The 13,210-nt window shown below is 71.3% G+C and carries 13 protein-coding genes; 9 read left to right on the forward strand and 4 right to left on the reverse strand.

The window, feature by feature from the left end; all coding sequences use genetic code 11:
* Positions 1 to 348 precede the first annotated feature (348 nt).
* Complete coding sequence (locus FGM06_RS11400) at positions 349 to 1,401, reverse strand: M42 family metallopeptidase (protein WP_144799365.1); 1,053 nt, start codon at positions 1,399 to 1,401, stop codon at positions 349 to 351.
* A 177-nt stretch (positions 1,402 to 1,578) separates the two neighbouring features.
* Here FGM06_RS11400 and FGM06_RS11405 point away from each other — a divergent pair, with 177 nt between their 5' ends.
* The 4 genes from FGM06_RS11405 to FGM06_RS11420 all read left to right on the forward strand — a co-directional run bounded on the left by FGM06_RS11405 (position 1,579) and on the right by FGM06_RS11420 (position 3,676).
* On the forward strand, positions 1,579 to 1,836 hold the full coding sequence (locus FGM06_RS11405) for an MTH865 family protein (protein WP_144799366.1): 258 nt from the start codon (positions 1,579 to 1,581) through the stop codon (positions 1,834 to 1,836).
* A 108-nt stretch (positions 1,837 to 1,944) separates the two neighbouring features.
* On the forward strand, positions 1,945 to 2,640 hold the full coding sequence (locus FGM06_RS11410) for a J domain-containing protein (protein ID WP_144799367.1): 696 nt from the start codon (positions 1,945 to 1,947) through the stop codon (positions 2,638 to 2,640).
* A gap of 47 nt (positions 2,641 to 2,687) precedes the next feature.
* The gene (locus FGM06_RS11415; RefSeq protein ID WP_144799368.1) at positions 2,688 to 3,446 is read left to right on the forward strand and encodes a metallophosphoesterase; all 759 of its coding nucleotides are present in this window, start codon (positions 2,688 to 2,690) and stop codon (positions 3,444 to 3,446) included.
* Between the two features lie 32 nt (positions 3,447 to 3,478).
* On the forward strand, positions 3,479 to 3,676 hold the full coding sequence (locus FGM06_RS11420; RefSeq protein ID WP_144799369.1) for a hypothetical protein: 198 nt from the start codon (positions 3,479 to 3,481) through the stop codon (positions 3,674 to 3,676).
* Positions 3,677 to 3,733: 57 nt separating this feature from the next.
* Here the strand turns inward: FGM06_RS11420 and FGM06_RS11425 are convergent, their stop codons facing one another.
* Together FGM06_RS11425 and FGM06_RS11430 are read right to left on the reverse strand one after the other, a co-directional pair.
* Positions 3,734 to 4,639 carry an iron-sulfur cluster assembly protein gene (locus FGM06_RS11425; protein WP_144799370.1) on the reverse strand — a complete coding sequence of 302 codons (906 nt, stop codon included), beginning with the start codon at positions 4,637 to 4,639 and terminating at the stop codon, positions 3,734 to 3,736.
* Positions 4,639 to 5,700 carry an amidohydrolase family protein gene (locus tag FGM06_RS11430; protein ID WP_144799371.1) on the reverse strand — a complete coding sequence of 354 codons (1,062 nt, stop codon included), beginning with the start codon at positions 5,698 to 5,700 and terminating at the stop codon, positions 4,639 to 4,641. Before FGM06_RS11430 ends, FGM06_RS11425 begins: the two co-directional genes overlap by 1 nt.
* A 188-nt stretch (positions 5,701 to 5,888) precedes the next feature.
* Between FGM06_RS11430 and FGM06_RS11435 the strand changes: the two genes are divergently transcribed.
* The 4 genes from FGM06_RS11435 to FGM06_RS11450 all read left to right on the forward strand — a co-directional run bounded on the left by FGM06_RS11435 (position 5,889) and on the right by FGM06_RS11450 (position 10,221).
* The gene (locus FGM06_RS11435) at positions 5,889 to 6,929 is read left to right on the forward strand and encodes an NAD(P)-dependent alcohol dehydrogenase (RefSeq protein ID WP_144799372.1); all 1,041 of its coding nucleotides are present in this window, start codon (positions 5,889 to 5,891) and stop codon (positions 6,927 to 6,929) included.
* Between the two features lie 70 nt (positions 6,930 to 6,999).
* Positions 7,000 to 8,403, forward strand: a complete 1,404-nt coding sequence (locus tag FGM06_RS11440) for a hypothetical protein (protein ID WP_144799373.1) — start codon at positions 7,000 to 7,002, stop codon at positions 8,401 to 8,403.
* Between the two features lie 110 nt (positions 8,404 to 8,513).
* Positions 8,514 to 8,996 (forward strand): hypothetical protein, encoded by a 483-nt coding sequence (locus FGM06_RS11445; protein ID WP_144799374.1) that lies wholly within the window; start codon positions 8,514 to 8,516, stop codon positions 8,994 to 8,996.
* A 22-nt stretch (positions 8,997 to 9,018) separates the two neighbouring features.
* Positions 9,019 to 10,221 carry a thiamine pyrophosphate-dependent enzyme gene (locus FGM06_RS11450; RefSeq protein ID WP_144799375.1) on the forward strand — a complete coding sequence of 401 codons (1,203 nt, stop codon included), beginning with the start codon at positions 9,019 to 9,021 and terminating at the stop codon, positions 10,219 to 10,221.
* Between the two features lie 26 nt (positions 10,222 to 10,247).
* Here FGM06_RS11450 and FGM06_RS11455 read toward each other — a convergent pair whose 3' ends face one another.
* On the reverse strand, positions 10,248 to 11,561 hold the full coding sequence (locus FGM06_RS11455; RefSeq protein WP_144799376.1) for an NAD(P)/FAD-dependent oxidoreductase: 1,314 nt from the start codon (positions 11,559 to 11,561) through the stop codon (positions 10,248 to 10,250).
* A 379-nt stretch (positions 11,562 to 11,940) separates the two neighbouring features.
* Between FGM06_RS11455 and FGM06_RS11460 the strand changes: the two genes are divergently transcribed.
* The gene (locus FGM06_RS11460; protein ID WP_144799377.1) at positions 11,941 to 13,167 is read left to right on the forward strand and encodes a pyridoxal-phosphate dependent enzyme; all 1,227 of its coding nucleotides are present in this window, start codon (positions 11,941 to 11,943) and stop codon (positions 13,165 to 13,167) included.
* Positions 13,168 to 13,210 lie beyond the last annotated feature (43 nt).

Below are 13,210 nucleotides of genomic sequence, written 5' to 3' on the forward strand. Positions count from 1 at the left end.
ATGGTCGGAGGCGTCTTCGGTATCTCAGTCGGTAACTAATTAACGAATACCACCAGGCCGACGGTGAACGCCTCCAAAGCCCCAGCCGCGACGGCTCGCGTGACTCGCTGCGCTCCTCAGTCGCTCACTTCGTTCGCTCCCTGCGGTGCTTGCGTCGTCAGGCGTCGCCCTCGCGGCTGCCCCTTTGAGTCCCACCCCAACCGCACCCCAACCGCACCGCAACCGCGCCTCACGCCTCCCCAGCCTCGTCGGTCGTCCTCCGCGTTGCTCCGGACGACCGACTCCCTCGCACGCGCTCCTCGCGGCCGCCGGCGGCGGCCACTCGGAGGCGCGCGCCACCGCGGCTGGTTATAGGGTGTAGTCGTGCTCGCCGGTCTCGGAGTCGAGGAACGCCGTCAGCAGGTCGATCGTCGCCGCGACGTCCTCGCCGTCGGCGGTCTCGGTGACGGTATGGAGGTAGCGCGTCGGGATCGAGATGGCGCCGACCGGCTTCGCCCCGGCCGTGTTCTGGAACCCCGCGGTGTCGGTGCCGCCCGCGGGCAACACCTCATGCTGGTGGTCGATCCCCTCCGCCTCGGCCACGTCCGTCAGTCGGCCGTGGACCTTCGGGCTGGTGATCACCGAGGAGTCCTTGAGCTTGATCGCGGTCCCCTCGCCCAGCTCGGTCACGGCGTCTGCCGGCTCGCCGATCTGCGGGACGTCGTTGGCGACGGTGACGTCGAGGGCGACGGCGAGGTCCGGATCGATGTCGACGCCGAGCGCGCTCGCGCCCCGGAGGCCGACCTCCTCCTGTACGGTCGCCGCGAAGTGAATCGTCACGTCGGGGTCGTCGATCCGGCGAGCGGCCTCCAGCATCGCGAACACACAGATCCGGTCGTCGAGCGCCTTCCCGGTCACCCGGTCGCCCATCCGCGTCGTCGTCTGGTCGAGGGTGACGAGGTCACCGACGCCGACGAGCTCGTCGACTTCCCCGCCGTCGCGGCCGAGGTCGATAAACACGTCTTTCACCTCTTCGTCCTTCTCCTTCTGTTCGTCCGTGAGCGTGTGCGGCGGCACGGAGCCGATGACGCCGGTGAGGTCCTCCTCGCCGTGGACGGTGACGCGCTGGGCGCGGAGCACGCGGGCGTCGAACCCGCCGAGCGGGTCGACCTGCACGAACCCCTCGTCGGTGACGTGACGGACCATGAAGCCGATCTCGTCCATGTGGGCCGCGACCGCGACCGAGTAGTCGGCGTCGCCCTCGACGGTCCCGACCACGTTCCCCATCGCGTCGGTGCGGACCCGGTCGGCGGTGTCGGCGAGCTCCCGGCGCACGATCTCGCGGACGTCGTCCTCGTAGCCCGGGACGCCACGGGCCTCGGTCAGCTCTCGCAACAGCTCGAAGTCGAAGTCGAACGACATGGGCGACCGTTGGAGTCCAGCACCAAAGGTAGGGAGGTTCCGGCACGCTCGTCGCCGTTCTCGCCGGTCCCCCGCGCCTCCGACGTCCGCACCGACCCCGCGTCGTCGTTCGAGAACGTCAAATAAGTTTATCGTTGTTCCGCAACGCTTTTGCGGCGGCTCGCGGGATGGGAGTGTATGAGTGACGTCAGAGCGGAACTCCGCGAACAGTTCCTCGACGCGTTCGGCGGCGCCGACTTCCCCGTCGAGAACCAGATGGACCTCGTCCCGGCGCTCCCGAACGGCCCGGCCACGAAGTTCGAGGCCGGCGACGTGAGCCTCACGGCGATGGAGATGGCCGCGAAGCTCGGCAGCGAACAGGAGTTCCCCTACGAGACCGCCGAGGAGCTCGTCGACGACATCCTCGACGGCCTCGAGTCGAAGGGGATCATCTGACGCCGACGCCCCCTTTTCCGACGGTCGGCTCCCGTCAGTAGCGCGTCGCTCGGCGATCTCCCGCGATCTCGGCGAGGGGTTGATAGGCGCCGAGCCGTTACCGGAGCCGTGGTCGTCGAGTTCATCGGCGCGGTGCCGCCGTGGATCCTCCTCGGGGTCGCACTCGGCGGCGTCGCCTCCGCGCTCGCGGCGCTCGCCTTCTACCTCGGGAACCGGTTCGTCGCCCCGGGCGTCGCCGCGGCGGGCGGAGGCCGGTCCGCCGCGGGCGACGAGCGGCGCCGCCGAGAGATCCGCGAGTACCTGACGGCGATCGACGAGCGGTTCCGCGAGGACCACGCGCTCGGCGAGGTGGCCGTCCCCTTCTACCTCCCCGAGCGCGAGGTCGCCATCACGTTCGACGCGCACGACTACTTCCGACTGGAGGGCGAGGGCGTCTACACCGTCCTCTGCGAGCACGAGATGCCGGGCCGGGGGCTCGGCCGCCGCCTCCCGTTCGACGTTATCGAGCCGGACTGGGGACCGGACCCGTCCGTCGACCGGGGCGACCGCGACCCGGTCGCCGCGGCGTTCGCGGAGCTCGATGTCGCCCGCGGCGCCGACGCCGACGAGGTGAAACGCGCCTACCGCGAGCGCGTCAAAGAGACCCACCCGGACCAGGGGGGCGACGAGGAGTCGTTCCGTCGCGTCCGCGAGGCGTACGCGACCGCCCGCAATCACGCCGCGAGCGCGGGCGAGGGGAGCGGACGCGGGCGCGCCGCGCCCCGGGGCGATCGCACCGATCCCCCGGCGGGATTCGGCCGGTGACGGGGAGAAGTCGATGACGGGGGGCGGTCGATGACGAGGGGCGGTCGATGACGGGGGTCGCGTTCGCCGAGCGCGCGGCGTATCTCGGCCGCCACGACGCGCTCGTCGTCGCCGACCTCCACGTCGGCCGCGGGGAGGCCTCCGCGGTGTCGCTCCCGATCGGCGAGCGCGAGGACCTCGTCGATCGGCTTCGCGGACACCTCGCGCGGTTCGACCCCGCGACCGTCGTCGTCGCCGGCGACGTCGTCCACACGTTCGACCGCGTCACCGACCGCGTGCTCGGGACCCTAGCGGCGCTTCGCGACGCCTGCGACGCGAACGGCGCCGCCCTCGAACTCGTCGCGGGCAACCACGACGCGGCCCTCGCGGACGCTTGGGACGGTCCGGTTCGCGAGGAGCACGTGTTGGACGCCGCTGGTGCCCCCCGGACCGTCGTCTGCCACGGCCACGAGGCGCCGTCGACGGCGGCCGACCGGTACGTGATCGGTCACGTCCACCCGACGATCGAAATCGAGGGCGACAGGCGTCCCTGCTTTCTCCGGGGTGAGGGCGTCTACCGCGGCGCCGACCTCCTCATGCTCCCTGCATTCACCCGACTCGCCCCCGGCGTGGCCGTCAACGACATGCGAACGGGGGCGTTCGACTCCCCGCTCGTCACCGACGCGGACCGGCTGGCGCCGGTCGTGGTCGACCCGGGAGCGGCGGGCGCAGACGACGCCGGCCGCGCGGACACCGCCGGCGGCGCGGGCAACGTCGGAGAACCACTCCGATTCCCGCCGCTGGGGAAGTTCCGCGAGCTGTTGTGAACGCTTTTGTCGACGCGTGCGTATCGTGAGCTATGAACACGGAGAACGCCTGCCTCGGCTGCGGCGAGCCGTTCGACTGGGGCGAGGGCGAGTGCCCGGACTGCGGCTGGGACCGCGACGAGTGGGCCGCGAGCGGTCGCCACGGACTGGAGAAGGAGGGCCACGGCGAGCCCGAGGAGGACGATCGCTCGGGAGGCGGCAGGCTCGGAGGTCTCGGGCCGATCCGCTGAGGGCGGGCGAACGCGACGGAGAGAGACGAGGAGAGCGACGGACCGATCGCTAGCGGCTCACTCCTCGGTCGCGAGCGTCCACGTCGAGGTGAACTCGTCGCCGTCGTACGTCGACCGGTCGCCGTCCGACGGGTCGACGTACTTCGGTCCCGATCCGTCCGGACCGTCGGGACCGTGGCGGGCGCGGTGGAGCGCGTCGCAGACGGCGCCCTGCCCGCCCATGTTCACCGTCGCGAGCCGGGACCGCTTCTGGACCACGTCGAGTTCGTCCGCGGGGATCGGGTCGCCCTCCGGGGTCAGGAACAGCGTGTCCGCCGGCTCGGTCACGTGCCCGCTCGTCGTGACGCGGTCGAGGTAGTCGGCGATCGGCGCGGCGTCGACGACGAGCGAGAATCCGTCGAGGTCGACGTGCGCCTCGTCCCCGGCGATCGTCAGGTCGGCGCGAACGAGCGAGACGACCTGTTCGGGGTCGGCCCCCGCGTCGAGCAGCGTCCGGACCGCCTCGCGCTGCCGAGAGACGCGGGCCTTGTCGGCGATGGCGGCTCGGACCGCCGCGACGTCGCCGTCGGCGTCCGGGAACGTCTCGCCGAAGCTATCCCGGGCGTTGACGCCGGCGGTTATCTCCTCGCCGTGCATGTGGTCGCACAGCTCGATCCGCGCCTCGCGCACCCGGTCGAGCGCCTCGACCTCGTCCCGGGCGTCGGTCGCCATCATCCACGCGAAGGCGGGCGAGCACCACGCCGTCGGGAGCGTGAACCTGACCTCGACGCTGTCGCCGTCGACCTCGATCGCGTCGATGTAGTCGAGCTCGACGATGGAGCGGGCGAGCTCCGGATCCTCGACGCGGTCCAGTCGCTCCCTGACCGCCGCCACGCCGTCGGCGTCGCCGGCGTGCTCCCCCGTCGAGTCCCCTCGGGGATCGCCGCCGGCGTCGCCGGTCGGATCCGCGCTGCTCCCCGACATCAGTCCGCCGCGGCCCCCGCGTCGCCGCCGTAGTGGTCCGCCAGATCGAACCGCTCGGAAATGTCGTCGTCGCGGAACTGGCGCTTCTTCGCCTCGATGTCGATGTCGTACAGCTCCGCGGCGTTCTCGCCCATGATCTTCTTCATGGTGTCGACGTCGAGCTCGACCCCGTACTCGTCTTTCTGCTCGTCGGTGAGCTCCGCGTTCATCACCTGGTCGACGAGCCAGTCGGGGTTCCACAGCGCGTAGTCGGAGCCGAACAGGATCCGGTCCTCGCCGAGCCAGAAGAGGAGCTCGCCCATGATCTCGCCGAACTTCCGCTCGCGGTGGGTCGACATCGCGGAGGCGACCGCGAGCCCGCCGTACACGTTCGGCTCCTGGGCCGCGATCCAGCAGAAGTCGTCGAGCCGCGGGAGCCCGACGTGGTTGACGATGAAGTTGAGCTCCGGGAACGACGAGGCGGCGTCGTCGACGTCCTTCACGTCGAACGCGTCGCGGTTGAGCGGACGGATCGTCGGCCCCTTGTGGGCGTTGATGTTCTCGATGCCGAGCTCCGCGCACTTCTCTAAGAACTCGAAGGCGTCGTCGCTGTCGAGCCGCCACCCCTTCGAGTCGCCGCGCCACTCGGCGGTGTACAGCTTCACGCCGGGGATGTCGTACTCCTCCTTGAGGTGTTCGAGGTAGCGTAACCCCTCCTCGCCGTCTCGCGGATCGAAGCTCCCGTTGAGCACGAACCTCTCGGGGTACTCCTCGGCGAGCTCGGCGTTCTGTTCGGTCGTGTTGAACCCCTCGTCGTAGAAGTCGTCGAGGTACGTCGGCTGGAAGACCGCCATGTCCGCGGCCGCGTTCCCGAACAGGTCCTCGGTCATCTTGTCGGCGCCGTAGTGGCGGTACGTGTCGATGTCCCACTGCTCCTCCTCCGGGGTGAACCCGGTGTGGTAGTCGTAGAAACACTGGAGGAACTGCTCGCCCCCCTCGTGGATGATGTTCTCCTGTCGCGCGTCCCACAGGTGAACGTGGCCGTCGATGACGAAGATCTCCTCGCCGTCCTTCTCGTACATACGAGTGAATGTGTGACTCGACAACACATAACTATAAGGATCGTTCAGGTAAATTACGCACCGGTTTTTCGTTCACGCGTCGGGTCGGCGGTTTCGCTTCGTCGGCGTCGTCCCCGAAGCCGGGAGCGATGTGAGAAGCCCTCACCGTAACGAACGTTTATGATGTAGGCTGCGAGATATTATGTCACATGCAAGCAGCCAGACTCCACGAGTACACCGATGACATGAGCGAGGGGCTCACGATCGACGAGGTAGACCGGCCGCACGCGACGGGCGCGAGCGACGTGATCGTCGAGGTCGAGGGCGCCGGGTGGTGCCAGACGGACAACCACATCATCGAGGGGATGTGGACGGAGTACGTCCCCCAAGATCTCCCCATGACGCTGGGCCACGAGAACGCGGGCACCGTCGTCGAGACGGGCGAGGACGTCGAGATCGTCTCGGAGGGCGACCCGGTGATCTGCCACCCGGTCCAGACCTGCGGCACCTGTCGTCCCTGCCGGCTCGGCGAGACGATGTACTGCGAGAATAACGCGTTCAACGGACTCACCGTCGACGGGGGGTTCGCCGAGTACCTCCACACCAGCGAGCGCTCGGTGATCCCGCTGCCGTCCGGCGTCGAGCCGATCGACATCGCGCCACACGCCGACGCCGGGATAACGGCGTATCACGCCGCGAAGAAGGCGGTCGCCGACCTCGCCCCCGGCGACCACGGGGTCGTCATCGGCGTCGGGGGGCTGGGCCACATCGGCCTGCAGTGCCTGAATGCCATGAGCGCGGCCCGGATCACCGCGGTCGACCTGAAGGAATCGGCGCTCGATCTGGCCGACAGCTACGGGGCCGACCACCTGATCAACCCCTCCGAGTCGGACGTCCCGGCGGAGATCGAGGGGATCACCGACGGCACGGGCGCCGCGCAGGTGCTCGACTTCGTCGGTGAGGACGTCACCACCGCGTACGCCCCCGACATCACCGCCGCCGGCGGCGACCACCACATCATCGGCTACGGCGGGCACGTCCACGAGCCCGCGCAGGCGCTGGTGAACGGCGAGTTCTCCTTCGTCGGCAACATCGTCGGCCGGTACGCCGAGCTCCAGGAGCTGGTCGCGCTCGTCGAACAGGGCGACGTCGACCTCCACACGAGCCGGTACGACCTCGGCGACGTGAACACGGTCGCCGAGAAGCTCGAACACGGCGAGATCGACGGGCGCGCCGTGATCACCCCCTGAGTCGGGGGCCGACCGCCGAGGTCCGCACGGCCCGCAGAAGATATTTATCGATCGTTATAAACTGTCGATCATGGAGCGCAGAGCCCTCCTCTCCGCGATCGGCGGATCGGTCGTCGCGCTCTCCGGATGCGTCAGACTCGATCCGAGCGCGGACCCGGCGACGAACGGAACCGACGACGGGTCGACGGAAACCGGCGACGAGGCGGCGGACGACGGCGACGGGGCGACCGACACTCTCGACGTCGAGCTCCGGACGGTACCCCACGTCGTCACCGCCTACGAGCCGTCGCCGAGCCGCGGAATCGACCCGGAGCACGTCGTCCCCGAGTCGGAGGTCCCGGCCGCGCTACGCGACCCCCTCGCCGAGGCGCGCGGCGGGCGGTTCGAGACCGACGACCCGAGCGACGCGCTGCTGGCCGCGGTCGACGAGTTCCGCGTCTACGACCGCGGCGAGCTCAAGCCGTACGTCGAGCTGGACGGGACGCGCTACGCGTTCGACCCGACCCTCCCGACGTTCACGGCAGCGCTCGTCGACGAGGAGGCCGAGGGGTACGACGAGGACCGCGTCCTCCGGGAGGCGGGGCGACGCGACGACCTCGGCTCCGAGGCGGTCGAGACGTTCGTGAACGCCCTGACGGCGTACGGTCCGAACGCGGCCCGCGGCGAGTACCGCCGGTGCGTGCGGCCGGGCGCCGTCGCCGCGTTCCTCGACGAGTACGACTACCTGGAGGACGGACGCGGTGTCTCCCGGATCCGCACGGTCGTCGAGAACGAGGACCCCCCGTACGCGATCACGGCGCGCGAGCTGACCGGGACGGACATGTGGGACCGGCCGGTGGTCGACGAGTCGGTGCTCGACGCCGAGGTGGTGGCGTTCTTCGAGCGCGCGCTGGTGTCGCGGCACCGGGCCCCCGCGTTGACGACTCCCGACCGCAGCCAACTGTTCGCGGACGACGTGCCGGACGCCTACGGAGACGTCGCCGCCGAGTACGACGAGCCGCCGTACTACCGGCTCGACGGGACCGTGTACGACGTTATCGTCGGCGAGGCGCGGTACGATCGGCTCCCGGTGTCGGTGTCGGTCGCGGCGAGCGAGGACGCCGACCGCGAGTTCACGCTCAGGGTCGCACCGGCGCCCGAGAACGCCGAGGGCGACGCCGAGGGGCCGTACACGTTCACGAGCCGCGGCGCGCTACCGAGCGCGCTCTGGGTCGTTTACGAGGACGAGCGGACGGAGCTGGACATCGTCGAGACCGAGGGGATCGACGGCCCGCGGCCGAGCCGCAGCGACGGCGAGGCGCTGGAGTCGCTCGACGCGGGCGACGAGATGGCCGCGACGTACGCGGTCCCGGAGTCGCTGCCCGCCGGCTCGTACGTGAGCCGCGGGCTGTTCCGCGTCTCCTGGAGCGTCCCGGATCGGACGCCGGAGGAACACGGGGCGTACCCGTTCAGGCTGAAAATCGCGGTCGGGTGAGCCGGCGCGGCGGTCCGCCCACCGATCGAGGGAGCCGCCGTCGCAGCGGAGACACAAGTCGGCGTTTCACCCACGGGAAACGTTTTAGTTCGCTTTCACGACGTTCGAGTATGGACGACGCTTATCCGTCCGAGTCGGGACTCCCGTCGCCGCAGCGGTGGGCGCTGCTCGCCGGCGTCTATGCGTTCGGCTGCGCGACTCTCACGGCGTTCGTGCTCTCCGACATGCTCGGCCTCTTCGCGGAGGTGATCGGCCTCCCGACCGCGTTCTCGATGCCGCTTCTCGCGACGCCGGCGCTCGTCGTCGGCGCGGGCGTCTGGTGGGCGCTCGTCGAGCGACGAGGGGCCCTCACCTACCCCCGCGGAGCCGCGTTCGGGCTGCTCACCGCGCTCGTCACCGGCGGCCTCTGGACGGCCCGGTTCGTATACGTCTGGGGACCGGAGATGCTGACTGCGGGCCCCGTGCCCCTGCTCATCGGGTTCGTGCTCGGCGCGGTCGCCGTCGCGGGCGTGCTCGTCGGCCTCCCGATCACGTACGTCCGTCGACGGAGCCGAGAGCGGTCGGAGGCCGCCGGGACCGCTAACTCCTTGTGACCGGCGCGCACACCGATCTACCATGGACGAGAACGGCACCGACGCCGCCGGCTCCACCGATTCGCCTGCCGACCCGTCCGACGCCGCGACCGACCCGCTCGCCGACGCCGACGTCTTCAGGGTGCTCGGGCCGGACGGCAGCCCCCTGCCGGACGCGACCGTCCCGGACCTCTCCGACGAGCGGTTCCGCGCGATCTACCGCGACCTGGTCGTCACGCGCCGGTTCGACGAGCGCGCGGTGAGCCTCCAGCGACAGGGTCGGATCGGGACGTACGCGCCCTGCGCCGGGCAGGAGGGGTCGGCGGTCGGGTCGACGCACGCGCTCGCGGACGACGACCTGATCAGCTACCAGTACCGCGAGCACGGCGCGGTCGTCGTCCGCGACCTCCTCTCCGAGTACCTCCCCTACTGGATGGGCCACGAGTCCGGGACCGAGGCGATCGCGGAGGGGAACGTGTTCCCGCTGAACATCGGGATCGCGGCGCACCTCCCGCACGCGGTCGGCGCCGCGTGGGCGTTCGACTACCGGGACGAGGACCGAATCTCGGTTGCGCATTTCGGCGACGGCGCGACCAGCGAGGGCGACTTCCACGAGGCGATGAACTTCGCCGGCGTCTTCGACGCGCCGACCCTCTTCTGCTGTCACAACAACGGCTGGGCGATCTCTATCCCCGAGTCGCGCCAGACCGCGAGCGACACGTTCGCCGAGAAGGCGGCCGCCTACGGGTTCGAGGGCGTCCGCGTCGACGGGATGGACCCGCTCGCGAGCTACGCGGTCACGCGGGCGGCGGCCGAGCGCGCCCGGGGAGCCGGCGGCGGTCCGGAGGGCGACGGCGACCCATCCGCCGACGGCGACACCCCCCGCCCCGCCCTCATCGAGTTCGTCGAGTACCGGTTCGGCGCGCACACGACCGCCGACGACCCGACAGCCTACCGCGACCCGGACGACGTGGACCCGTGGCGCGCGCTCGACCCGCTCGACCGCATGGAGGCGTTCCTGCGGGAGACCGGCCGGATCGACGACGAGGGGGTCGCGGCGATCCGCGACGAGGCCGACAAGGTCGTCGCCGACGCGATCGACTTCGCCGAGTCGGTCGAGGCCGACCCGACCGACATGTTCGAGCACGCGTACGCCGACCTCCCGCCCGAGATCCGTCGCCAACGCGACGAGCTGCTCGCGGCGGTCGAGGAGCACGGGGAGGGGGCGTTCCGGCGGGAGGAGTAGGGCGCTCGGGGAGCGTTTCGCGGCGGCTACAAGTACCCGCCTGCCGCGTCGGCCGCCGTCCGCCCGCTCTTCAGCGCGCCCTGAATCGACGACCACTCCGTGTAGTCGCCGGCGAGCACGACCGGCCCCTCGGGATCGTCCGAGTCCGGAAGGTCGGCGTGGACGCCCGGCGGCTGCGCGAACTGCGCGAACCGGATCCGGTGAACGTCGAGGGTCTCCAGCCCCCCGAAGTCGCGGTCGGGGTACCACGCTTCGAGGGCGTCGCGGACGTCCTCGCGGAGCGCGCCGGCGGGACGGTCGAGGGAGTCCTCGCCGAGGAACGTCGCGGCGAGCAGCGCGCGGTCGTCGGGCGCGTACTCGGGGGCGACCTCCGACATCGGGACCACGGCGTTCGGCGAGTCGTTCGCGGCGTTGAGCAGGATCCGCCCGCCGGTCTCGAACGACTCGCCCGCGGGGAGCGCGTACCAGCCGGTGGCGTTCGGGACGCCCTCCGTGGGAATCGACTCGACGCCGGTGAGCCGGCGGGCCTCCGGCGGGGTCGCCGCGACGACGACCGCGTCGGTCTCGCGCGTCGAGCCGTCGGCGAGCTCGACGGTGGCGCCCTCGGCGTCGGCGCGTCCCGTGCGGAAGGGGATCCGCCCCTGGCCCGCGGTCCGGACCGACTCCACGTCCGCGCCGGTCTCGATCGTCACGCCCGCCTCGCGGGCGCGGGCGGCGAGCGCCTCGGGGATCGCGGCCATCCCCGCGGCGGGGACCCCGATCGCGCCGCGGCTCATGGCGCGGAAGGTGTACTCGAACACGTGCTTCGAGGTCGAGAGGCTCCGGTCGAGCGTGATCCCGCCGTAGAACGGCTCGACGAAGTTCTCCACGTAGTCGTCGGCGAACCCCCAGTCGTCGAGGTACTCGCGGATCGAGGCGTCCCGGCCCGCGAAGAAGTCGCCATCGTCGCGCTTCGAGAGGTCGTACCGGAGCGCGAGCGTCCGGAGCTTGTCGGAAAAGGAGATCTCGTCGTTCAACAGCGAGGGGAGCGCACCGCGGGGGTCGCGGAGGGGGTCAGAGAGCGTCGAGCGCGACCCCGGCCGGCAGATCGTCGCGCCGGGCGCGAAGGGCCGGACGTCGAGGGCGTCGACGTCGAGTTCGTCCGCGACCGCCGGGTAGCTCGTGAACAGCACTTGGAAGCCGCGGTCGAGCGTGAAGCCGTCTACCGTCTCGGTGCGCACGCGCCCGCCGACCGCGGGCCGTCGCTCGTACAGCGTCACGTCCGCGCCCGCCTCGGCGAGCCGGCTCGCCGCGACGAGCCCGGCGAGCCCGCCGCCGACGACCGTAACGTCTCCGTTCATACGTCCGTGATCGGGTCGCGAGTTTATAAGCGGTCGCTGACGGAGCGACGGTGAACGCCTCCGAAGCCCCAGCCGCGAGGCGCGAAGCGCCTCTGGCAGCCGGCGGCACCGCCGCCGGCGACTGCCCCTTCGAGTCCCACCCGACCGCACAGCACCTCACACCTCCCCAGCCTCGTCGCTGGCGCCGAGGCGCCAGCGACTCCAGCGAGAATCAAAGATTCTCTGGCAGCCGGCGCGGAGCGCCGGCGACCTCGCGCGTGCTCCTCGGCCGCGAGGCGGCCTCGCAGGCACGCGCCACAGCACAAATGACGGACTCTCCCGAGCGAGACTGAACGTCCCGAGAGGGAAGCGATTAGTCGCCGCCGCCGCAACGGTGCGTATGGAGTCGACGGAGACGACGACGGCGTTCCGCGGGCTGGAGAGTCGCGCGTCGGGTCGCGTCCACGAGACGGCCGACCCGACGACGGTGTCGGCCGAGGAACAGGCGCGGGGGCTCGACCCCGCCTACGACTACGACGCGGTCGACCCGGAGGCCCTCCTCGGGGCTCCGCGGGACGGCCCCGCCGGAACGGGACGCGGCCACTGGCGCTTCGACGCGCTGCTCCCGTTCCCGGCGGACGCGGCGCTCTCGGCCGGCGAGGGCGCCACGCCGCTCGTCCCGACGGAGCGGCTCGCCGACGAGCTCGACGTCGACGCGGTGTATGTCAAGGATGAGGGCCGGAACCCCACCGGGACGGTGCTCGACCGCGGGCTCTCGGTGGCGCTCACCGCGGTCGCGGCGCGGGCGGCCGACGGGGCCGATGTCGAGCCGCTCGCGTGCGCGAGCCCGGGCAACGCCGGGCAGTCGATGGCGGCGTACGCGGGCCGGGCCGACCTGCGCTCGTACGCGTTCGTCCCCTCCCGGTGCGCGTTCTCGAACAAGGCGATGACGAACGTCCACGGCGGCGACATGCGCGTGGTCGGCGGGCGCTTCCCGGACGCGGCCGCGGCGGTGGACGAGCAGTTGGAGACGGAGTACACCGACCTCGGCGAGTTCGCGACGCCGTACCGCCACGACGGCGTGAAGACGCTCGCGTTCGAGCTGGTCGCCGACCTCGGCGAAGCGCCCGACGTCGTCGTCGTCCCGACCGGGTCCGGCGAGGTCGTCGCGGGCGTTTATAAGGGATTTACGGAGCTGGAGCGGGTCGGAGCGATCGACGCGGTCCCGAAGATTGTCGCTGCGCAGGCGGCGGGCTGCGCGCCGATCGCGGCGGCGGTCGAGCGCGGGCTCGACGAGCCGGAGCCGTGGTCGACGCCGGACACGATCTGCGGCGAGCTGGAGATCGCCGACCCCGCGGGCGGCGCGGCCGCGGTCGAGGCGGTCGCGGAGAGCGGCGGGACGGCGGTCGGCGTCGAGGACGAGGACGTGCTCGCGAGCGCGGTCGCCGTCGCGCAGAACGAGGTGATGGAGATGGGCGCCACCGGCGGCGCCGCGCCGGCCGGCGCGTGGGCGCTCAAAGAGGAGGGGTTCTTCGACGGGACGGAGACGGTCGTCCTGATCAACAGCGACGCCGGCCTCAAGACGCCCGACGTGCTGCGCAGCCACCTGATGGGTCAGGGGATCTGAGCGCGGGCGCTGCGAGCGCGGCCGGCGCGCCGCCGCGCTCCGC

This window comes from Halorubrum depositum (genome assembly GCF_007671725.1).
GTDB lineage: Archaea > Halobacteriota > Halobacteria > Halobacteriales > Haloferacaceae > Halorubrum > Halorubrum depositum.

Coding starts and splice junctions, on each gene's coding strand:
- FGM06_RS11400 (WP_144799365.1), bottom strand. CDS start 1,401: ATGTCGTTCGACTTCGACTTCGAGCTGTTGCGAGAGCTGACCGAGGCC.
- FGM06_RS11405 (WP_144799366.1), top strand. CDS start 1,579: ATGAGTGACGTCAGAGCGGAACTCCGCGAACAGTTCCTCGACGCGTTC.
- FGM06_RS11415 (WP_144799368.1), top strand. CDS start 2,688: ATGACGGGGGTCGCGTTCGCCGAGCGCGCGGCGTATCTCGGCCGCCAC.
- FGM06_RS11420 (WP_144799369.1), top strand. CDS start 3,479: ATGAACACGGAGAACGCCTGCCTCGGCTGCGGCGAGCCGTTCGACTGG.
- FGM06_RS11425 (WP_144799370.1), bottom strand. CDS start 4,639: ATGTCGGGGAGCAGCGCGGATCCGACCGGCGACGCCGGCGGCGATCCC.
- FGM06_RS11430 (WP_144799371.1), bottom strand. CDS start 5,700: ATGTACGAGAAGGACGGCGAGGAGATCTTCGTCATCGACGGCCACGTT.
- FGM06_RS11435 (WP_144799372.1), top strand. CDS start 5,889: ATGCAAGCAGCCAGACTCCACGAGTACACCGATGACATGAGCGAGGGG.
- FGM06_RS11440 (WP_144799373.1), top strand. CDS start 7,000: ATGGAGCGCAGAGCCCTCCTCTCCGCGATCGGCGGATCGGTCGTCGCG.
- FGM06_RS11445 (WP_144799374.1), top strand. CDS start 8,514: ATGGACGACGCTTATCCGTCCGAGTCGGGACTCCCGTCGCCGCAGCGG.
- FGM06_RS11450 (WP_144799375.1), top strand. CDS start 9,019: ATGGACGAGAACGGCACCGACGCCGCCGGCTCCACCGATTCGCCTGCC.
- FGM06_RS11455 (WP_144799376.1), bottom strand. CDS start 11,561: ATGAACGGAGACGTTACGGTCGTCGGCGGCGGGCTCGCCGGGCTCGTC.
- FGM06_RS11460 (WP_144799377.1), top strand. CDS start 11,941: ATGGAGTCGACGGAGACGACGACGGCGTTCCGCGGGCTGGAGAGTCGC.